The organism is Ignisphaera sp. (assembly GCA_038831005.1).
Classification (GTDB): domain Archaea; phylum Thermoproteota; class Thermoprotei_A; order Sulfolobales; family Ignisphaeraceae; genus Ignisphaera.
In genome coordinates this window covers 1-21,879 of the sequence record JAWBKZ010000006.1, presented here as the reverse complement: position 1 = coordinate 21,879, position 21,879 = coordinate 1, and the positions used below count along the sequence as shown (strand labels likewise).

Annotated in this window: 23 protein-coding genes, 1 tRNA gene and 1 pseudogene; 15 read left to right on the top strand and 10 right to left on the bottom strand. The window is 37.4% G+C overall.

Annotated features, from left to right (window positions below; all coding sequences use genetic code 11):
- Window positions 1-117 precede the first annotated feature (117 nt).
- From QXK50_07795 to QXK50_07785, 3 genes are read left to right on the top strand one after another with little or no spacing between them, the layout of a single operon-like run.
- Window positions 118-1,110, top strand: coding sequence for a hypothetical protein (locus tag QXK50_07795; protein ID MEM2009050.1), 993 nt, complete (start codon window positions 118-120; stop codon window positions 1,108-1,110).
- Complete coding sequence (locus tag QXK50_07790; GenBank protein ID MEM2009049.1) at window positions 1,107-1,658, top strand: nucleoside-triphosphatase; 552 nt, start codon at window positions 1,107-1,109, stop codon at window positions 1,656-1,658. The genes QXK50_07795 and QXK50_07790 overlap by 4 nt, the downstream gene beginning before the upstream one ends.
- Before the next feature lie 32 nt (window positions 1,659-1,690).
- Complete coding sequence (locus QXK50_07785) at window positions 1,691-2,902, top strand: hypothetical protein (protein ID MEM2009048.1); 1,212 nt, start codon at window positions 1,691-1,693, stop codon at window positions 2,900-2,902.
- A gap of 2 nt (window positions 2,903-2,904) precedes the next feature.
- Here QXK50_07785 and QXK50_07780 read toward each other — a convergent pair whose 3' ends face one another.
- The 3 genes from QXK50_07780 to QXK50_07770 form a co-directional block, all read right to left on the bottom strand.
- Window positions 2,905-3,342: a hypothetical protein gene (locus QXK50_07780; protein MEM2009047.1), complete on the bottom strand. Its 438-nt coding sequence runs from the start codon at window positions 3,340-3,342 to the stop codon at window positions 2,905-2,907.
- Between the two features lie 112 nt (window positions 3,343-3,454).
- Window positions 3,455-4,306 carry a polyprenyl diphosphate synthase gene (gene uppS / locus QXK50_07775; GenBank protein ID MEM2009046.1) on the bottom strand — a complete coding sequence of 284 codons (852 nt, stop codon included), beginning with the start codon at window positions 4,304-4,306 and terminating at the stop codon, window positions 3,455-3,457.
- Between the two features lie 172 nt (window positions 4,307-4,478).
- Window positions 4,479-7,043, bottom strand: a complete 2,565-nt coding sequence (locus QXK50_07770; GenBank protein MEM2009045.1) for an adenosylcobalamin-dependent ribonucleoside-diphosphate reductase — start codon at window positions 7,041-7,043, stop codon at window positions 4,479-4,481.
- A 258-nt stretch (window positions 7,044-7,301) separates the two neighbouring features.
- Here QXK50_07770 and QXK50_07765 point away from each other — a divergent pair, with 258 nt between their 5' ends.
- From QXK50_07765 to QXK50_07720, 10 genes and pseudogenes are all read left to right on the top strand, one after another.
- Window positions 7,302-8,156, top strand: a complete 855-nt coding sequence (locus QXK50_07765) for a hypothetical protein (GenBank protein ID MEM2009044.1) — start codon at window positions 7,302-7,304, stop codon at window positions 8,154-8,156.
- The gene (locus QXK50_07760; protein MEM2009043.1) at window positions 8,146-8,526 is read left to right on the top strand and encodes a hypothetical protein; all 381 of its coding nucleotides are present in this window, start codon (window positions 8,146-8,148) and stop codon (window positions 8,524-8,526) included. Before QXK50_07765 ends, QXK50_07760 begins: the two co-directional genes overlap by 11 nt.
- Window positions 8,527-8,587: 61 nt before the next feature.
- Window positions 8,588-9,385: a hypothetical protein gene (locus QXK50_07755; GenBank protein ID MEM2009042.1), complete on the top strand. Its 798-nt coding sequence runs from the start codon at window positions 8,588-8,590 to the stop codon at window positions 9,383-9,385.
- A 75-nt stretch (window positions 9,386-9,460) separates the two neighbouring features.
- The gene (gene thsA / locus QXK50_07750) at window positions 9,461-11,149 is read left to right on the top strand and encodes a thermosome subunit alpha (protein MEM2009041.1); all 1,689 of its coding nucleotides are present in this window, start codon (window positions 9,461-9,463) and stop codon (window positions 11,147-11,149) included.
- A gap of 115 nt (window positions 11,150-11,264) precedes the next feature.
- A complete protein-coding gene (locus tag QXK50_07745; protein ID MEM2009040.1) occupies window positions 11,265-11,618 on the top strand; it encodes a DNA-directed RNA polymerase subunit K in 354 nt (117 codons plus the stop codon).
- Window positions 11,619-11,778: 160 nt separating this feature from the next.
- On the top strand, window positions 11,779-12,081 hold the full coding sequence (locus tag QXK50_07740; GenBank protein MEM2009039.1) for a 50S ribosomal protein L14e: 303 nt from the start codon (window positions 11,779-11,781) through the stop codon (window positions 12,079-12,081).
- 123 nt (window positions 12,082-12,204) lie between these two features.
- The gene (locus QXK50_07735) at window positions 12,205-12,471 is read left to right on the top strand and encodes a tRNA pseudouridine synthase A (protein MEM2009038.1); all 267 of its coding nucleotides are present in this window, start codon (window positions 12,205-12,207) and stop codon (window positions 12,469-12,471) included.
- Between the two features lie 30 nt (window positions 12,472-12,501).
- Window positions 12,502-13,281 (top strand): annotated as a pseudogene (locus QXK50_07730) (RNA-guided pseudouridylation complex pseudouridine synthase subunit Cbf5).
- Between the two features lie 18 nt (window positions 13,282-13,299).
- Entirely contained in the window at window positions 13,300-13,911 is a 612-nt protein-coding gene (locus QXK50_07725; protein ID MEM2009037.1) for a methyltransferase, read from the top strand.
- 36 nt (window positions 13,912-13,947) lie between these two features.
- A tRNA-Ser gene (locus QXK50_07720) sits at window positions 13,948-14,035 on the top strand.
- 563 nt (window positions 14,036-14,598) lie between these two features.
- Here the strand turns inward: QXK50_07720 and QXK50_07715 are convergent.
- Window positions 14,599-14,805, bottom strand: coding sequence for a ferredoxin family protein (locus QXK50_07715; GenBank protein MEM2009036.1), 207 nt, complete (start codon window positions 14,803-14,805; stop codon window positions 14,599-14,601).
- A gap of 11 nt (window positions 14,806-14,816) precedes the next feature.
- Window positions 14,817-14,999, bottom strand: a complete 183-nt coding sequence (locus tag QXK50_07710; protein ID MEM2009035.1) for a hypothetical protein — start codon at window positions 14,997-14,999, stop codon at window positions 14,817-14,819.
- Between the two features lie 122 nt (window positions 15,000-15,121).
- Here QXK50_07710 and QXK50_07705 point away from each other — a divergent pair, with 122 nt between their 5' ends.
- Entirely contained in the window at window positions 15,122-15,343 is a 222-nt protein-coding gene (locus tag QXK50_07705) for a hypothetical protein (GenBank protein ID MEM2009034.1), read from the top strand.
- 271 nt (window positions 15,344-15,614) lie between these two features.
- Window positions 15,615-16,010, top strand: a complete 396-nt coding sequence (locus QXK50_07700; protein MEM2009033.1) for an integrase — start codon at window positions 15,615-15,617, stop codon at window positions 16,008-16,010.
- Between the two features lie 995 nt (window positions 16,011-17,005).
- On the opposite strand, the gene QXK50_07695 is transcribed toward QXK50_07700, so the two are convergent.
- From QXK50_07695 to QXK50_07675, 5 genes are all read right to left on the bottom strand, one after another.
- Entirely contained in the window at window positions 17,006-17,440 is a 435-nt protein-coding gene (locus tag QXK50_07695; GenBank protein ID MEM2009032.1) for a hypothetical protein, read from the bottom strand.
- Between the two features lie 26 nt (window positions 17,441-17,466).
- On the bottom strand, window positions 17,467-18,192 hold the full coding sequence (locus QXK50_07690; protein MEM2009031.1) for a transglutaminase-like domain-containing protein: 726 nt from the start codon (window positions 18,190-18,192) through the stop codon (window positions 17,467-17,469).
- A 309-nt stretch (window positions 18,193-18,501) separates the two neighbouring features.
- Window positions 18,502-19,110, bottom strand: a complete 609-nt coding sequence (locus QXK50_07685; GenBank protein ID MEM2009030.1) for a hypothetical protein — start codon at window positions 19,108-19,110, stop codon at window positions 18,502-18,504.
- A 362-nt stretch (window positions 19,111-19,472) separates the two neighbouring features.
- A complete protein-coding gene (locus QXK50_07680) occupies window positions 19,473-20,132 on the bottom strand; it encodes a hypothetical protein (GenBank protein ID MEM2009029.1) in 660 nt (219 codons plus the stop codon).
- Between the two features lie 186 nt (window positions 20,133-20,318).
- Complete coding sequence (locus QXK50_07675; protein ID MEM2009028.1) at window positions 20,319-20,657, bottom strand: hypothetical protein; 339 nt, start codon at window positions 20,655-20,657, stop codon at window positions 20,319-20,321.
- Window positions 20,658-21,879 lie beyond the last annotated feature (1,222 nt).

Genomic DNA, 21,879 nt, shown 5'->3' with positions numbered 1-21,879 from the left:
CTTGTATTTTACCCTGATATAGTTAAAGATTTATTTTACTCTTTACTTATTAGTTAGATAGGGATCGTGAACTCATTATGTGCACATGATATTAAACCAGATACTTAGTGACACATGATGCCGGAGGAAAGCCGTACTACGGTAGAGAATATCGAGAAATCCTTACAGTTGTTTAATGCTCAAATAGTTCATAAATTAGGCTTTCCCTTATCAGAGAAAAGAACGCTAGATTGCATTATTAAGAAAGACAATGAGATAGTATTCATGAAAGTATCAAAGAGAACTTATACAAAGCATTTTGTTTTTAAAGAACTTAAGAAATTAACAGAATTCTTGAAGATCAATGCCGTATTAATAGCAGATAGAATTAATGATCGTGAAGTTGAAGAAGGTGTATTACATATAAGGGATAGAATAGGTATTGTTCAGCCTAAAACTGTTAAGGACTTTGTTAAAGGTGATAAAGTATACATCTATGAGTTCAAAGGTATGTACTATGTCAAGATAGATGGAAAGAAGCTTAGAGAGTTAAGGATAAAGAAAGGTTATGGACTACATGAACTAGCCAATGCTGTAGGTATATCTGTTAAAGCTCTTCAGAAATATGAGGATGAAGCGATCGATATGAGTGTTGAGAAGGCATATAGATTCATCGAGATATTCAATAATGAATTTGAACAGGTTATAAAAGAAGTTGATATATTTAGGGATAGAATTGTGGAGAACATAGATAAAAGACGTGAAATTGTGAATGATTTTCGTGGTAATCAAGAGAAGATTATTTTAGTCGATAAACTTGTTAAACAAGGCGTTGAAGCAGAATTTTTTGATTACATTCCTTCAGACATAATATTGAGTATCGATAAGAAAAAGGTATTTATCTCGATAATAGATAGAGATATGGATAACACAACAGCTCTATCTAAGTCGTATGAGAATAAACATGTATCCCAAGTCTTAAATGGTATAGCTGTAAACATTGTTAAAGATGATGTACCAGGAAGTATTATTAGAGGAGTAGAGAGTTGTGGTATTGTCTATAAGTATAACGATATTATAAACAATATAAAGACTTTCAAAAAAGAGATAGAAGGTGAGAAAACGTTATAATCGTCATAACTGGAAGACCTGGAGTAGGTAAGAGCACGGTATTTAACTCTATTATTAAAAGTTTGAAGGAACATGGATATAGTATCTATGGTTTCTATTGTCCAGAGGTTCGTGAAAAAGGTGCAAGAATAGGATTCCGAATTATAGACATACATACGGGAGAATCTGGATGGTTAGCTCTATCTATAGAGAAATCTGTAGCACTAGGCTACAGCTTGTTAAGTAAAAGGATAGGGAGATATGTTGTTCTAGAGGATGATGTAATACGCATTGGTGTTAATGCTCTAAGGAGATTCTATAGCTCTAACAATAAATCAATTCTAGGTATAGATGAGATAGGTCCAATGGAACTAGCAGTAGACAAATTAAGGACAGAAATAATCAAGTCACTATCATTGGCTGAAAAAGCTCTACTTGTCGTACATAGAAATCTAAATGATAGAGATATAGCTGAGGTTCTTAATAAAAAGAATCCAAAGACCTATGTGGTAACAGAAGACAACAGAAATAAGATACATATGGAATTAACACAGAAACTGTTAACATAACTTAGTCGGCACCAGTATAACGGTTTTTAGAAATGAATCCTTGTCCAGAGGGTTTTGACCTATTATTTGAGGGATTAACACGTATTTGTGTACCAAAGCTAGAACTATACATGAGAAATGATAATGTATACGAACCTTCTTGGGCACCTGTATTCTACAATCCTCAGATGGTTGAGAATAGAGATATAGCTATAGGTGTTGTGAGATACGTCACTAGAAGACTAGGAGTAGGAAGAGAGGTAGTAATTGTAGATCCATTAGCAGCTACAGGTGTGAGAGGTATAAGGTTTTGTCTCGAGACTAATAAAGTAAATAGTCTAAAGGTATTTATGGGAGACATATCTGAATATGCTGTTAACATAATGAAAATTAATGTGAGGCTCAATCGTGTTGAAGAATGCATTAATATAGAAAGAGTTGATGCAAATGAATATCTATACAAACTACAAAGAACTAAAACAAAGATGGATTATATTGATATAGATCCATTCGGTAGCCCTATACCATTTTTATTTTCATCTATATCGACTGCAAGTAATGGAGGTATCGTAGCAATTACAGCAACAGATTTAGCTGTTCTAACAGGCAAATATACCAACAAGTTATATAGAAGATATGGAGTTACAGGTGCATTAGTACCGATTTCTAGAGATATAGCCATTAGAGCACTTCTATCATATATTGCTAGAATATCGTATTCTCTCGATAGATATGTCAAACCCATTCTTTCCTATACATATAAACACTATATAAGGACGTATATTGCAGTATATAATGGCGCTTCAAAAGCAGATCATCAGCTTAAAGAGTGTCTAAAGAGTTTAAGGATATGTGCCTATTGTGGATATAGCCAAGTAGATGAACCTGGTAGCAACATTCACATGATTAATGTTAAATGCCCATTATGCGGAACTCCTCTAGTTATGTGGAATCCTATATGGATGTGTAGCACCATAGATAAAAATATTATTGATGATGTCTTGAGAGATCTCAATGAAGTTGTATGGATACAGAAATCATCGAGAAAACTATTACAAGAACTTCATAGTCATGCAACCATAGACGCTATAACTGTGCGATTGCCACAGATAGCTAGATACTTACGCACTAATGTATCCTCAAGAAATAGAGTCATAGAATGTATAGAGAGATTGGGTTATAGAGCTGTAAAAAGCTATATATATCCAGATGGTGTAGTGACTAATGCTCCTATAGCAGACATAATAATGTGTTGTAAAACTTGATATTAAACCAGGTTTACTAGTTTGTTCGTTGTAATACCGGTTTTTTCCAATATGAATTGTGTTAGAACAGAACATCTCAGAGGATCATAGGGATGCCCTATGCTGCATGAAAACAGATACCTACATTTAATACAGGGAATTTCAAGGAGAGATAAAGTATCTACACCGTTATGCAATGATGTAGCTTCATCAAGTGTTTTATTGCTATTGACTCTTAAGACATAAGTGCGTTTACCGTTGTTCTCGATAACACTCCTTTTAATCATGTTCAGCTCCATTAGTTTCTTAACTATTTGTGTAATTCTTTTAGATTCGAAATCTTTTAGATCAGGGTGAGACTTTAGTGCTTTCTGAGAAATACCTCCTGATGCCATGGTCTCGTTCATTATAACTCTATAGACTCTTTTCTCGTCATAGGAAAGTGTATATTCATCAGTCATGTTATTTCCCAACTAGCTACATTATCAGTTAGTGGTCTGAACTATATACATACGCAGTTACAAGGTTAATAAAGTCTTTAACCAGCAATGTTAACATGAGCAACGTAACTATCTAACGTCCGTACCTTCTTTCTCTAAACTGGTAAGATCTTATAGCTCTATATAGATCTATTTTCCTGAAATCCGGCCAATATACATCACAAAAATACAACTCGCTATAAGCTATTTGCCATAATAAGAAGTTACTAACTCTTAATTCACCTGAGGTTCTGATTACCAGATCGGGTTCTGGTGATGGTAAGTGGGATGTTGAAAGATTAATTCTAAGAATGTCTTCGGTTATTCCATCTATATCTATTTTACCAACCATAACATCTCTTGCAATGGCCTTAACTGCATCGAGTATCTCTTGTCTACCACCATAACATATAGCTATATTCAGAAACTTATTGTCATACATATTTGTAAGAGCTTCTAATTCTTTAGCAAGATCTATAACATCTTTTCTAGCGATGCTTAGTTTCCCGAATACCTTTAATCTAACTCTGTATTTGTCAAGGATTCCTTGATCTTTTAATTCTATTAAACCCTTTTTTATTATGTCGAATAGATTATTGAGCTCTTCTCCAGATCTGTAGAGACAGTTTTCATGAGACATTGCGTATATCGTTATTATATCTATACCTAAGTCATAAATCCATTTAATAACTTCTTTCATTCTTTCATATCCGTGATAATGACCTTCAACAGGATTTAGCCCTCTCTCTTTAGCCCAACGTCTATTTCCATCAGGTATGATTGCTATATGTTTTGGCAAAGGTTTTGATGTAATTTGCTTGAAAAGATATCTTTCGTAGATCCTATACGTAATATCGATGAATGGGTTTAGAAATATCCTTGTTTTTGGACTTAACAGAATATCAATAAATTTATCAACTATATATGTAGTAGCTCTTTTCTTCAAGTAGTAATCACCATGAATACTTGATGTATAGCGTCACCATCAGTTCTAGATTTTAGAGTAGATATAGGTATATATTTTCTTTTTGTGGATTAAGAGTTTAATAATTATTGCTAAGGGAACAGCATATCTATGTTGCATCAAAATTGATGTAAAATATATGATTCTATTCAGATTAGTATTCACATAATTGACAACCCGTTTTGACGGAACTCTCTACAGCATCACTTATATCAGTAAATTTTGCTGTAATACTAGCTTTATGCTCTAATGTTTCTTTCTCTTCCTTTTGTTGCATCTTTACACCTACGTATATAACTTGTTGAGTCTTAGATTTATCTCTATAAACAGTTATACCCTTGCATCCGAGCATCCATGCAAGTATATAGGCTTCTCTAACATCATCGATAGATGCTTCAAACCTCATATTTACTGTCTTTGAAACACCTGCGCAAACCCATTGCTGCCATACGGCTTGGTGTAACACATGGTACTTTACATCTATATCGTAAGCTGTCTTAAATAATTCTTTTATACTCTTTGGTAGAAAGTACATGTCGCCTATACTACCTCTTTCAGCTATTGTCTCTATAAGTTTTGGATCATCTAGTTCATAACGTTTCAAGTATTCAAGGAATAACCTGTCAATTTCTATAAATGTTCCTACACTAACATATTTCTCAAAAGCTACAGCAAATATAGGCTCTATACTTGATGAAGTATTAGCTATAATGCTTATTGTTCCTGTAGGAGCGATACTCGTTAAAGTAGCATTACGTATACCATACTTCTTTCTAGATTCTTCCACATAACTCCAATCCACAGCAGGTCTATCCTCGATTAACCTCATGACCTTAGCCGAAGGAATGCTCTTCATGTTAGATATCTTCAATAATTCCTCAAATGCTCTAGCAGTAGTCCATGTAGGTCTATACCGTTTTGGGTCATAAGCTGGAAAAGCTCCACGTTCTCTTGATAGCTCTATACTTGCTAAAGCGAGGTTATATTCAATCCATTCCGCTAATCTATATCCTAGATACAGAGCATCAACACTATCATACGGTATTCCAAGTTTTATTAGCATATGATGCCAACCCATAACACCAACACCTATCTTTCTAGTTCTTTTAGCAGCATACTCAAGTTGAGGTAAAGGCCATTTAGCAGCATCTATAACATCGTCCATGAATCTAGCAATTACCTTTAGATCTTCAGCAAGCGCTCCCCAAGCTATCCTTGGCTCTCCATCAGGATCTGTATACACATATTTAGATAGATCAATGCTACCGAGATTGCAGCTCTCCCACGGCAAGAGAGGCTGTTCTCCACATGGGTTAGTAGCGTTTATTTTACCTAAGTACCACACTGGGTGTCGGCTATTCACAGTATCTATGAATATAAGTCCGGGATCCCCAGAATCCCACGCATTTCTAACTATTTTCTCGAGAAGTTTTTGTGCATCTATATATCTAACGATAGTATTTCTATCTTCAGCTATTGCCATAGCCTCATCGATGGTTATTATCAGTGATTCATCGAGCCATACACTTCCACCTTTTTCCTCAAGTTCATTGATAATCTCGTTTTGTACCCATTCCTCTGTTAAATAGTGTCGAGCTCTTGTAATAGCGTAGAACTTTGAGTCAGCACCTAGATCACATCTTAGGTTGGTCTTTCTAGGATTGATAAGGGGGATCATGCCACCATTAACAACAGCATACATGAAATAATCATAGACACCTACACTTATGTTGAAATTCTGTAATAGAATGTCTTTCGATTTTCCCGACTTTAAGTCTACAAACTTCTCTATATCTGGATGCCATACATGGAGTGCACCCATATTAGCACCCCTTCTTCTACCACCTTGCTTAATGACATCAGTATTCACATCAAACATTTTCATGAAGGATAGAGGTCCACTTGCTACACCACCTGTTGTAGCTACACTATCTCCTTCTGGTCTCAGTTCAGAGAAATCGAAACCTGTTCCACCACCTTGTTGAAATATTATTGCTTGAGCTCTTACTGCGTCATATATTCCTTCACCATCTGAAGTAGTTATAGCATCTCTAACAGGTAAAACGAAACAAGCAGAAAGTATTCCTAAACGTGTTCCAGTGTTCATTAATGTAGGAGAATTCGGCAGAAACTTGAGTTCACTAAGAAGCGTATAGAATTTTTCTTCCCATAGCTTTTCTAGCTCCATACACTTGTCTTCAGCTTTAACTTTGTCTATGCAGTAATTATATTCAATACGTGCTATAGCTTTTGCAACTCTTCTAAACATCATCTGTGGGGTTTCTATATAGTTACTCGATTCAGGGTCTTTCATTAGGTACCTGCTTTTCAGTATCTTGACTGCAGCAAAACTAAGCTTTAGGTCTTTGGGATCAAAGCTAAACTCTTTGGCTCTATATATATCTTTATACACATCACCTAGCTCGTATCTTTTAGCTATTTCAAACCATTTATTGTTCAGTATACCTCTCATAATCATTATCCTTACAATTCTATCAGCTATTTCAGCAGAAGTTATCGAAGTTCGTTTGCTTATCTCCTCAATCAATGTCTTGACTAGTTCCTGTACCTCATTTTCAGAACATTCTTCAGCACATGCCTTACGTATGCTGGTCACAATCTTATCTACACTAAATGGCTCTGTTCTCCCGTTACGTTTTGTAACAATAATTTCTGGTATCGTTTGACCTAGAAGAAAATTAGCATCTTCAGAGATCATGTTCTTTCACCACGCTCTAGTAGTAATAGATCTTCTTGTTGTAAAGGTAATAAGTATGACTAGAGAGTACCTCAAAACTTTGATTTAGAAAAATAGTAACATTATGGTAATACCGTAACGGATATAACCAAAAACATAAAAGAAATTGTAATAAACTCGATAAAAATAATTCGCATTTAAGCTGCGAAATCATTAAACAACTGTTAGAAGCGTTAACCAGAATTTAAGGTCGTCATATTAAGCGCTAGGTGGTTCTCAGTGGCAAGAGATGGTAAGAAGAAATCAGAGAAAAACATTAAGAAGGAACTAGAGAGTCACAATATTGAGCAGAAGAAGGAACAACAGATAATAGTGCATAAAACTAGGTCTTCGAGTAGCAAGAAGTATGTTGATACTGAATCATGGGTCGAGAAACATCTAGATGAATTGATTGATATTTTTAATCTCAACATGCTAGAACTAGATCGTGAAGAAGCTAAAGCCGTAGCAATAAAGCTTGTAGACATTCTAAGAGGAGAATCATCGACGCTTGATAAAGATACCATAAAGAGAAGGTTCAGTAGATATGCTCAAAACATGTACCAGATAATAGCTCAATCTGTTCTTGAGCTTCGTGAAAGTTTATCAATAGTACAGTTGGAATTTATAGTTAACAATATAGGTGAACTAGTTCTAGGCTACGCACCTAGATTGTACAGAGAAGCTATGGAGTATGGAAGAGAGGATCTAATAGACATTGTTAGGGCTTCATGGAGAGCTTATTGGATCTCGAAAAAATATAGTATGCTTCCAGTAGAATGCCCTAGATGCAAATTCAATTCATTAATGCCAGATTTGACTTGCATCGTCTGTGGATCAACAGTTAGTGAGGAAGAGCTGAAGAGAAGTATAGATTTCGAGAAAATATTAAAGGAATTAATAAATCTGTATAGCGAGGAAGATGTGAAGAAAACCATTGTATATGGTTACCTATATATCAATAGCTTAGGATTAAAGCCTCCAACACATGAAAGAGATAAACTGGATATAGAAGTTGCACTTAATACAAAAGAAAAAGAAATTCTGAAGCTAATGTTAACAGCTGGCAAAGGAGAACATAGAAATGGTGTATGAGCTCTCAACTCCTTCCGAATTGAGAGACCATATCTCTAAAAATCGTCTAGCTGTTATAGCTATAGCTAATAAGGATAGAGAAAGTGTATGGCAGTATGTTAAGGATATTCTCAATAAACTTGAGCTATCGGCGAAACCTTCAATAGCATTTGCCATAGTTCATTACCAGTCAATAGGCGATGAACTTGAATCTTTTGAGATAGAACAAGCACGAAAATCTGCTATAATAAAGCTTTTTCTTAATGGTTCGTGTATATTCGAACAAGAAGGATTGCTAGGTTCGAGAACAAATGACGAAATCGTGCTAAAAAGAGGAATAAAAGAAACATTAAAAACCTATTCAATAGAGATAAGGTTCACATCTCCTTAATACGGTAATATCTATGGGTAGCACGAATACCCTATGCTCATCCTGTAGAAGGAGGTATGCAGTGTATAAACGTAGAAATTCTGGAGAAATTTTATGCAGATTGTGCCTCTTTCGTAGTCTGGTTAAGCAAACCAGAAAAGCTGTCAGTTACTACCAGATGATTCGTAGAAATGGATCATCTTTATATATTGTTAGGCCAGACGCTATTGGCGAATCTATTGTAGGGTTCACTGTATACCGTAATTCTATAAAAGATTTTAAGACAAAAATCTATGTTTTATGTGTAGATGGTATAACAAGATGTCGAGATATTGAAACATTTTTTAATGTAAAGGTCGATAGGTATTTAAAAGTTAATATAGGTTACGTTCCTTCAAACAAAGTAGAAATGATCAAATTTATAGAGGCTGTAGCCGTAAGGATTGCTAGAAAATTCGATATAGAATTTGTTGCCTCACCTTTGTTTAGAGATGAATTAGCATTATTTCTACTCGCAGGAATATTGACAACTTTGGGAACAGTATTTAGTGAAGGTCTGCCTATAAAAATTGTTGATGGTATTAAGATTGTGAGACCGTTCTACTACGTAATGTTTGTTGATGTGGTTCTCATGAAAATCTTAGACCATGTGAATATAGAACCAGGTGTAGAATTTGAATGTGAAGATTATATACGTAAAGCAAAATCTATGCTATACTCATCTTTAGAGCTTATGTACTCAAGCACAAAAGTTATTGAATTGTTTCAGAGGTACGCTTTTAACTCGTCAAAAAGGTGCAGATATTGTGGAGCTTATACCTTAAACGATATCTGTAATGCTTGTGAGAGATTTCATAAGTATATTGATAGTATTGAATGATGTAATAACATCAAGGTCATTTTCATTAAAGCTTATATAGAACCTCTGTAGATGAACGTTATTCGGTGTAGATATATGGCTCTATATGGAGTACCTGTACTAATACTGAAGGAAGGAACCTCGAGAGCTCATGGTAAAGAAGCTCTTAAAGCTAACATAATGGCTACAAAAGTACTTGCTGAAATACTGAGATCAAGCCTAGGTCCTCGTGGTTTAGATAAAATGCTTGTTGATAGTTTTGGTGATATAACTGTCACAAACGATGGAGCTGCTATCGTTAAAGAGATGGAAGTTCAACATCCAGCTGCTAAACTATTGGTTGAAGCTGCTAAAGCTGTTGATGCTGAAGTGGGTGATGGAACGACATCAGTTGTAGTTCTTGCGGGAGCTCTCTTAGAGAGAGCAGAAAAGCTTCTTGATCAAGGTATTCATCCAACAATAATTATAGAAGGATATAAGAAGGCAATGAATAAGGCTCTAGAAATATTAGATGAAATAGCTATAAAGGTACCAATAAGCAATATCGAGGTAGTTGAAGAAAGAGAGAAGGCAAAAGCCGAGTTAAAGAAAACTCTATACACAACATTGGCAAGCAAATATATAGCTACATCAGATGTATTGGACAAGATTATGGATATGGTTATGGAGGCAGCCTTTACGGCCGCTGAAAAAAGAGCTGAAGGTAATTATGATATTAAGCTGGATATGGTTAAAATAGAGAAAAAACGTGGTGGTAGCTTAGGAGATAGCATGCTAATATATGGTGTTGTTCTAGATAAGGAGGTTGTTCATCCAGCTATGCCTAGAAGAGTAGAAAAAGCAAGAATAGCTTTACTCGATACACCTCTAGAGATAGAAAAACCAGATATAACAGCGAAAATCAATATAACATCACCTGATCAGATAAGAGCTTTCCTAGAGGAAGAAGCAAAGATATTGAGAGATTATGTCGAGAAGATTGCTTCTGTTGGTGCTAATGTTGTTATCTGCCAGAAGGGTATTGATGATGTTGCTCAGCATTATCTAGCTAAGAAAGGTATTATGGCTGTTAGAAGAGTCAAGAGAAGCGATATGGAGAAACTGGAAAAAGCTACCGGCGGAAGAATAGTGACGAGCATCAGAGATCTAACAGAAAGAGATCTAGGTGAATGTAGCCTAGTTGAGGAAAGAAGGATTGGAAACGATAAAATGATGTTCGTTGAAAAATGTAAGAATCCTAAAGCAGCAACAATATTGCTCAGGGGAGCTAATGATATGCTCCTAGATGAAGTCGAGAGAAGCATTAATGATGCTCTTCATGCTGTTAGAAACATACTGAGAGACCCAAAGATTGTGCCTGGAGGAGGAGCTACAGAAATTGAAGTAGCTATGAGGTTAAGGAAATGGGCTGAGTCAATAGCTGGTAGAGAACAGCTTGCGGTATTAGCTTTTGCCGATGCATTAGATGAAATACCCTCAGTACTCGCACAAACAGCCGGTATGGATGTACTTGAAACAGTTATGGAACTTAGGAAAACACATGCTGAAGGAAGAAAGTCATCAGGTATCGATGTTATTAATGGGAAAGTAAATGACGATATGATTAACCTGAATATAGTAGAGCCTGTTATAGTAAAGAAGCAAATAATCAAAAGCGCTACAGAAACAGCTACAACAATTATGAAGATAGATGATGTAATAGCAGCTTCACCAAAGAAGGAGGAGAAGCCGGGTAAGAAAGGTAGAGAAGAAGAGGAAGAAGGAGCTAGACTCCCACTTGATTAGGTATTATAGTAAAACGTTACCTACATAGATGTGAAGATTTGATACTCATTAACACTTTTTTCCTTAGCTTCTATAAATGTTTGTACAACATACATATTATTGGTGAGGAGAGTTTATGAGTAGCGAGAAGGGTGTTCCAGTAAGGTTGGTAAGAGATGTCAGTGAAATAGTCATAGGTCCCCCTCGTCTCACGAAGTATGAAAAGGCTAGAGTAGTAGCAGCGAGAGCAATGCAGTTGACCATGGGAGCGCCTCCGCTTATTGACGTATCAAAGCTTAATCCCAAAGATAGTGTGATAATAGCTGAACATGAACTTAATATAGGTGTGCTTCCCATACTCATTAAGAGAGAGCTACCTAATGGTGAGTACCAGTTAATACCACTTAGAATTTTAACTGATTTCGAGAAAAGGAGGAGAAGCCGTGTTGATAAAGTTATGGTAGATATTTTTTGTGAAATTTCCAAATAAGTTTAGGTTACTAGGTATCTACACGAACATTAATTGCTTAGACCTAGATATAGAGATACTACTATCACTCTGTGTATCGCATATGATATTTATGACACGATTAAAGCCTATAAACTAAGTCTATTAAGTATGAACTAGAAAAGTCGGGAGGTATAGAGTTATGCCTGCTATTGAGATTGGTAGAATATGTGTTAAAATAGCGGGTCGTGAGAGTGGCCGCAAATGCGTTATAGTTGAAATAATAGACGAAAACTACGTAAACATAACTGGACCCAAGACCTTAACTGGTGTTAAAAGAAGGAGATGTAATATCAACCATATAGAGGTGTTGGACAAGAAAATCGACATAAAGAAGGGTGCATCAGATGAAGAAATCATGAAAGCTCTTGAACAGATGAATCTAATAGATTTCATGAAGGAGCGTATAAGAGTCAAACTAACCCCGATACTCCTAAGAAGATAAAATAACTTATGATCCAGTGAATTCTTACCTCGTTTTTCTTAGAGAGAAGATGTTGAGTTTTAACCAGTTCTTCTATGTATATGTATTTGTAGTAGAAGTAGTGAATTCGGTAAGGTGACATATATGAGGGAAAAAGGAATAGAATTTATTAAATTATTAGACAGAGCCGCAAATATTGACCACGAGTATGTAGTCAAATATGATGAAGATACTGATGAAAAACACGGCTCTCTACCATACGCAAGATCAATACAGGATCACATACATAGTAGCTTAATAGTTTTAGATAAACCTCCTGGACCAACAAGTCATGAGGTTGTGGCATGGATTAAGAAGATGTTTAATCTTGAAAAAGCTGGTCATGGGGGAACCCTAGAGCTCAGCCCATGATGTTGGGCTGAGCGGGGAAATCCAAAGGTAACAGGAGTACTACCAATATCTTTAGAGAAGGCTACTAAGATCATAGGAGTGCTCATGCACTCATATAAAGAGTATGTAGCACTTATGGAGCTTCACGATTATGTCGAGAAAGAGAAAATACTATCTGTGATAAATATGTTCATAGGCAAAATATATCAAAGACCACCATTACGGTCCTCCGTCAAGAGATCATTGAGGATGAAGGAAATTTACAGTATAGATGTAATTGAAATAGAGAATAGGCATGTATTGTTTAGAGTTAAATGTGAATCTGGTACATATGTTAGGAAGCTATGTCATGATATAGGTTTAGTCCTGGGTGTTGAAGCACATATGAGAGAGTTAAGAAGAACTGCTGTAGCACATCTTACTGAGGATAGAGATCTTGTGACACTGCATGAACTTTCTGAAGCACTTTACTTATGGAACAACTATAAAGATGAGACTCTAATTAGAAAATATCTATTGCCTATGGAACATATAGTAGCATTTCTACCAAAGATATTAATTAAAGATAGTGCTGTAGATGCTATAGCACATGGGGCACAACTTGCTGCTCCTGGCGTAGCCATACTTTCTAATAAAATAGGTAAAGGGGATCGTGTTGCTGTAATGACTCTAAAGGGTGAGCTCGTAGCTATAGGTAGAGCATTGATGAACAGCAAAGAAATTCTATCAATAGAAAAAGGTATAGTTGTGAAAATAGAGAGAGTGATTATAGATCCAAATATATATCCGAAAACATGGCGACAAAACAAAGAGTTGATCAAATCTAATTAAATGTAAATCGTGATTGAAATGTTAGTATATGTAGAAAGCCATTACTATAAAGAACGGACAAGAAAAGGGGTATACCAACTTATATCCGATTATGTAAGAGGTGTTAGTGTAGAGCTAGAAGTTGTTCCAGGATTATTCTCATATAAACACATAGATGAAGGAACAAGATTACTAATAGAATATGCAGAAATACCTGAAAAAGGTGTTGTTTTAGATCTTGGATGTGGATATGGTGTTATAGGTATTACTCTAGCTAAAATAAATCCCAACCTAGAGATATATATGGTTGATATAAACAAGGATGCTGTAGAAATTACCAAGAGAAACATCATAAGAAACAAACTAGATTTAAACAGAATTAAGGTTTTACATGGAAACCTGTACGAACCTGTAAAACACCTAAAATTTAACGCTATATATACAAACCCTCCCTTTTCTGCAGGTATGAATGTCATCGATAAGATAATTAATGAGTCTATGAATCATCTTCAAGAAAGAGGAACACTACAAATAGTAGCAAGAAAGGGAGCAGAAAAAGTATATAAACTACTTATAGAAACATTCGGAACAGCAGAAAAGCTAGTCTCGAAAAAAGGATACAAAGTATATTTAGCTAGAAAGCAGAACTAAAGCTTTTAATTAATCAACCAATAAGAACTACAGAAAGCCGGGGTGCCCGAGCGGTCTAAGGGGCCGGCCTTGAGAGCCGGTGCGGGATATCCGCACGCGGGTTCAAATCCCGCCCCCGGCGCCAAACAAATAAACAAACTCAACTCTTTCCACAGATACAGAAACATTGTTTCAGACCCGCACATACACCGTGAAACGATTAACTAATATTGCTACACGATAATACTATCTATCTAGGAGACAACGGATATGGCTGTGAAAACCTAGTACAATACTCTGAACCTAAAAGCTTTAAGCCAAGAGGATAGAGCTAAGATCCTCCAGTACACCGTGGATAAACATGGTAAGGATAGGGTGTAGGAGGTTCTTAAGGTAAGTAGAACCACTATGTGGAGACTCTTAAACAGAAAATCTAAGTTGAACAGCGAGAGGCTGTGTCAGAGTTTATACTGGTTATGCAAAGCACCACAGCCCTCTAAAACCCTCATAGAGTACTACTTCAACCTATCCCTATATCATCTTAGGAAAGGCAGTGGATTTAAGGCAGGGTTCATGCTCGGGAGAGCTCTACACTACATCCAGGAAGGAGCTCCCTGAACGTATTCGGCAATCTGAGGGATATCTATCCACCTACCACACCTAACCAGGCTTAAAGAGGCTACGAAAGAATTAAAGGGTTGGAATTCCTTACTGCTCATCTCCATAATACTTGATCGCTGATGAGGGGCAGATTTTCTGGCAACCCCTGCACAGCTCAACGCAGTTATCCGGTTTAACCACCACCGGCTTCCCGTCAGCGCCTAGGCCGTACACCCCGTGCGGGCAGAAGTTATAGCATGTTAGGCACCCACTGCACTTCTCGTAGTTTATTACTGGATACCAGTTCCTAGTCAAACCTAAACACCTCACACACTCAGAGCCTCCTCAATAGCCTTGATGGCTTCCTCAGTACTCATATTCCTTATTTCAACACCTCTAAACTTAGACTCATCGAAACCCAACTCTCGGAAAACCCATCCAAACATCTTCCGCTGCATTGTTGGATCGCAGCCAGCCACCACAATCCCTCCATCCCATTTACCACTCAACAACGCCCTCCAGAAGTTATCGCCGTCGGTTGCGCAGAGTTGCGGGTGAATCACTACGAAGTCAACTTTCTTATTCCTTCTGAAATGGTTAACTACTTCAAACACATTCATCTTATGAAACGATGGACACGTGCCTTGACAAACACAAACGATTAAACCCTTCATATGTACTATCGCCTCATGAAATAGATGCAATACTCATATATAAACCTTGCTACACCATAGTACTCGATCTAAGGTTGAGTTATGAAATAGCCTTGAGGGAACTACTGAGAAGGGAGCTCTGGAGCTCCAGAGCCCCCGAGGCGAAGAAGAGGAAACCAAGGGTTAAGGTGATAATATGAACCTGAGGCTCTGGCGAGGTATCTGATCACAAAAGAAAGATCTCTCCGGAAACGTTTGGCTCGATAATGGAGGCTGTAGCAAGCAGAGCCTACAAATTGGATGTTAGACCCTACCAGATCCCTTGGAAGATGTTAGGAAGATCGTAGGCTTTCTAAAGGAGAACCACAGAACATACTATACAGTATACAGAATAATGTTAGAATCTGGCACAAGGTTCGAACGCGTACCGGAGATATGATCAGAACATGGTGACCCGATGAAGTAGTTGTTATAGAGTCTATAGACCTAGAGACAAAGAGGCTGGTCTACTTCAATAGATTCTATAGATACTACCTAGGGCTGAGGGGTCACCAGAAGCCCTGCGAATGGATATACATGTCCAGGGAAACAGCAGAGCTACTGAAAGCAGTAGCACCTAGAAAGATAAGTAGAGAAGCTGTTACTAAGTACGCTAAGAGACGCAATCTAACCCTACCGAAGATGTTTAAAAAAGTCTCATGGAGGATAATGGTTCAGACTATGCCTAGGGAGGTAGCAAGATTCATACAGTCAAGATTCGGAGAACTAAGGATAAGTGAGGCGAGGTACGAAGACCTACTAACAGAAGCAGATAAACACTACCCAAGTTACCTATTCGCATTGAGATCTCATGAGCTCATACAATAGTTTCCATAGAACACGCAACGATGGAAACTAGCTATTTACTGCGAGAATGAGAACAAACAGCTCTTGCCCAGATATTTAAGCAACTTCGATCTCGAAAAGGGAATGTTGCCCCAGTATGAAGCTTCAAGGCCCGATGTCCAATCACTTTCACTAAACACCCCAAAAAGAGCGAGTACTGCGTCAATATTATACATTTCATGAGAATTCACCCGGCTTTTTATAAGGAAGGAACTAACCTTGGTAGTGCTTGTAGAATGTCTCACGAACTCTTCGTTGCGAAGAAGTGAACTCACTATTGCTTTTTTGTAACCATTTTCTGGATTGTAGGATTTAAGTATCTCGTTTATATCTTTAAAGGCTTTCGCATATACTAGCTACGCCAATGTAATCTCCTGTTTTGCGATAAGTATCCTAATCGGAGGAGTTTTAACTTGGTCCAGTAGTTGTCTCCAGCTGGTCTAGAATTTAAAAGTATTGCCACCATTGGTAAAAACATAAAATTTACTTAGGTTATTTACTCCTAGGTATTGAAGCTTTTCTCTACTAGCTCTATGAACTCCCTAGGGGCTCACGTAGCTTGGGAAAGAGTCTACCTATGGTTTGTTAATAGTGCTTCGTTATAATGATTAGGAAAGAACTTGATATTCAAGCGTTTGTTGGAGGGGTATCAGTCTTTTCGTTAAAAAAGATATGATTATTTAATGGTTGAGTGACTCAGCGGAGATCACCGTCCTTATGATGTGTGAGTCCCTCTCCCTCAGTCTCTTCGTGCCCAACGATGTTCCGGACATCCGCTTACTCAGACACGTACATGTGAACACAAAACACAGATATGACCTAAGCGTTAAAAGCAATTTTCATGGTTACATGATGATCAATGATAATCAAAATTAAACATCACAAACAAGCTAAACTCAGCAAGAGAGAAATATTTACCCTTCTGCGTTCTATCTAAGTTACCATGAAGTGTTTCGTGACTAAGGAAATTATGATGATTAATTAGGTTTCTGATGTGTTAGCTGTATGTCTACCATGATGTTATCTCCTTCTTTTGACAGGTTTATGTTTCTTATTAGTGATGCTTGGTTTACGAGTTCTTTTTCGAGTGTGATTTTGATTTTTCTTATGATGGATTCGTAGACTGCTTTATCTTCTATGTCGAGCACTTCTGCGTACTTTTCGAGGATATGTTGTACTAAGAGTTCCTGATTTGTGAGGGCTTTGTGAACTTTTTCTACAAGTTCTTCAAGCTCTTTGTTTAAGTTAATTCGTACTTTTTGATTCCTGCATATTCGTCTCTCTACATTTTTAACTGAAAAGCTATGGTTTTCCTTCTCTAGAACTAGGATTCTTGTTGTGCAATCGGTATTCCATAGGTTGAGCCAAGCATTGATAGTGAGTATAGGAAGCTTTTGATCAAGCACATAGATCTTTCCATTTATCTCTATACCTGTTGCTACATGTCCCGGTATAATGAAAAAGTAGATTCTGTTTTTTTTTTTGGGAACAAGTTGACTAATACCGACGCTATGAGCCTGGCATAATCTCTACAGACTCCTCTCCTAAGTTTCAACATGTCCTCAACTGAAAGCTCAGCAGTAAATGTTAAGTTAATTAACCGGATGATTGCAGCTAACTTGCTCTCATAATGTCTTGTAAGTGGTAGATATATGGCTATGAGATACAGCATGACGATTAGTGAACCACCCGCCGTTACCCAATAAATAAAACTTAGGTGCCGTATGCCCGTGAGTAGTTCTAAAGGCTGGAGCTTCAACATCTCCATTGTAAACATGTAAAAAACAGTTGAACCTAAAATAACGAGTAGAAACTTTTTAACGGGAGACATCCCAAATATGAAGTAGAAGCATAGAATGAGATTTATTGTCAGTGAACCGATAAAGGAGAGAATCGGAGGAAGATTTAATAGAGCAGAGAATACTGCAAGAAGAAATACAAATAAGACTAAGAAAATTATGATTGCTACGATAGATGTGCCGACCATTAGGAACGGTCTAGTAATTGAGTCAAGATATGCTCTTTCATACCAGTATGTTATATTTTTGTCTATCCACTCCATTACATTAACGAGAGCCTTATATTTGTCCGAATCTTTGAGCCTTTCAGCTAATCCCGTTGCTGCTTTAACATCATAGTTACTAGGTACGAATGAGAAGTCCATTAACCTTTGGATTAAGGTTGTAATGCATCTAATAATCAGAGTCGCCACCTCATAAATATAGCTTCAACCAACTAATTTTGCTTTCACCCTATAAAATGTTGTAAAAGTTTATGCTCGTGATGCTTTTGCCTATCGTGTTTTTATTTACTAGTATGTTGCTAGGAGTTCAGCCCTGAGTGTCAGATAGAGCCCAGAGCTCAGCCGTATCAGTCATCACTGGATTCACTCATAAAAACATAAATAAATCCCACAAGCTATGATCGACGAACTTACAAGTCCATAATCTCGAGCAAAAACGGTGGACTATCATTAATACAGATCATGGATAGACCCCCTCACAACCACTAAAAGAAAACTCTTAATCTCTCCCATTCTCTCGATAAGAAAAATACTGACACGAGTCTTATCCCTTAACTGAAGATCCAATAGAGGTTGGAGAATATACATGTCCAGAGAAGTGAATACACCCTCCTCCATGAAATACACCAACCCACAGAGGTTACCCGGAAACCATGGAATAGCCCAGCGAAGCACCCCCGTATCCACCCTAGTATCCAACCTTCTACCAAACGAGATAAGGTCATTCACGGTATACTTCCACACAACATTCTTTACAACACCAGCAAGGTATCCGTACTCCAACACGTCCTCAACCCTACCAACCTCTCTCACCCCTCTGACCACAACCTCAGGAATCTTCTCAACAGCAATTCTCTTAGGAGAGACATAAGAACAGAAACTACACCTTGGAAACTGGCGAAGAATCCTAATCCCATCCAAAGAAAGGAAAAACTTAGACGGAACATACACCACCTCCCACCCCCTAATAAGACGGTAAAGAATTACATAGGTAGACAGAAAGCCACCATAGCCACGGTACACATACGGAAACCACACCCCTCTAACCTCCCCAACCATTACAACCACCTACACCGACCCTATAAACACCGACAACTACTGACATACCGTTATGAGACCCCCTGTCATACCGTTATGAGACCCACATCACCCGCCGCCTTGCGGTCCATATACACATTATTAATACTGTCAAATAGTATATGTGTGGTACACCGTTATGACACCCACAGTTTTTCCACTTCGGCTCACAACGAGAATCGATCAGAAGATAATCAAAAGTAGACAGTACCATGCCGTTATGAGACCCCATAGATATATATACAATAACAATATTTAGCGAATACTGACATGCCCTTATGAGACCTATTGTCATCCACTTATGAGACCCTACTGATGAACCATTGACATGCCGTTGTGAGACCCTAGCGATGAGATACTACATCACCCTCCATAACTTCATCCCCGAGAAAACCGTACCTCTGATGAGGAACATAGCTATTGAGAGAACTGAACATATCCCTCATCGTGATGAAGGGAATATTGGAAACAGTAACCACGGTAATCCTCCCATCCCTATCACACCGCACAATAAATCTATCAGATAACTGACTCCAAGGAAAATGAAGAACCTCATGTCTAGTAACTTCGTAAAGCTTCATCCCGACCTGATTACCAACAACCTGGAGTATGAGAACCCCACATACACTAAAGTTCATGGACTGAAGAATATTTTCAAGAGATCTAACTGTAACCCATCCATTCTTCAATGTCCTCAATCTCATCAACAACCTTTCAGGTATTGTTCCACTTTTACCCGTCAACCTTTTAAGATTCTCTGCATCGTAAATATACGATATCTTATCAACATCTTTAGATTTTATAACAACCCTAGTATTCCCTCCACACTTCCTAACTACTATGAATTTCCTCTTCCTCTCATCCTTACGGAGATACTTTATCAGATCCTTAGAAACAAGAACATCCACAAGCCTAAAACTACTGAGAATAACGCCCGGATACCTATAGTAGATACCTCTCCTAGTCCTTATCTCCCGTCCAGAACCATACACCTCAAAATACACAAGATTCCGCAATTCTCGACTATACCTTTCACCTAAATTACTAACAATAACATTACTAGTACTAACACAACTGTTATCAAAACTTTTACTAAAACTTAAATTTCCGCTACTAACACTAGTAATTCGGTTGGCAGAGCTCTTAGCCCAGCCCTTTAGCTTCCTCCTCCCCACCCCCCTAGGCAAAAACTAAACATTAAACACTATTAAGAGATCTATACTCTGGTTCTGCTGTGATATCTCCCTCCATATGTCGAGGTACGCCTTGCTTAGGTATACCTTGTACCTCCCGCTCTCCCTAACAATATACCTATCCTTCATGAGGATCTTGCTTATCCCATACTCCTGGTGCTGTTTCGGAAGAAACACGACGATGTCTACGGGTATCCTGCGGCTCCTGACCTCCTCCCACAGGTCGTTGTACTCCGTAGGTAGGTAAACCTTGTAGTGTTCTGGACACTCCTCTATTACCGACCTCCCCCTAACCAAAACCCTCTTCAACATCATTAAGTACTCCGATGCGGACATCGAATCACCGCTTCGTTGGGGTGAAAAGTATTTTTAAAATTTTCAAGTACGGAACAATAAACATACACAACAAAAAACCAACAGTATTATCATGAAATATGCCATGTTTCACAAACCACATAAACACATGAAACATCAGCACGACTATACACAAGCCTTGAGAGCCGGTGCGGGATATCCGCACGCGGGTTCGAATCCTGCCCCCGGCGCCACTTCATATATTCTTCGTGAACTCTAACAATTCTCTTTACAAAACCGATATATCTGCCTTGTAGTAGGGATAGGTACCTGCCTTTAACCTTCCTAACCTTCTGGAAAGAAAGTAAGGTCAGTACATCCTTACATTCAAAACACCTTCTTAGGTATGAAATCATATTAGAAATAAATGGAGTAGCTAGCAGTCCTAACCCCAGCCTTGAGAACCGCTTTTCAACTACCCGAGCGTTTCATTATCTCTTACTAATTCATTATCCTCTACCAGTACATAATTCATGCAGTCGTGCTTGCTAGAAAAATGAATAGACAGCAATTAGAGTAGTATTTCATCGGTCTCTAGTAGGCACCGAACTGTGACCTAGACAGAAGATTAACTTTTTTAAGAAACTGTTTTTCATATATTTAAGATGACTAAACGAGCCTGTGAGCTTTCACTATAAAAACAGTCCAGAATTTCACTAGAAGCTTAGGGATATGATTCTATAATTGTAATGATATTGGTTCACTTATTCGTGTTCTAGATATTAATAAAGAGGAGAACGTTATAGGCCTAATTCATAAAATAATATGATATAACATCATGCGATAAAGTAAGATTAGGTAAGCAGTTCCACTTAATAGTTGATTAAATAGTTGATTAAAACGTTTGGATGTACAACCGAATTCTTAAATTATTTAACTTTATATTTACCTAATTCATTTGCTTGATATGCAGAAATACCCTTAAGCATTTGTCAATTTATTTAATATTCTCAAGCTTAACAATTTATCTAAGCTTTGATGGTCATAAAAATTTATTAATTAACTTCTTAACTTATAAGACTGGTAGAGAGATTAAGCAAGAGACTGTAATTAAGCTTGCTTAATCTCCTACTAACCGGTAGAGAGATTAAGCAAGAGACTGTAATTAAGCTTGCTTAATCTCCTACTAACCGGTAGAGAGATTAAGCAAGAGACTGTAATTAAGCTTGCTTAATCTCCTACTAACCGGTAGAGAGATTAAGCA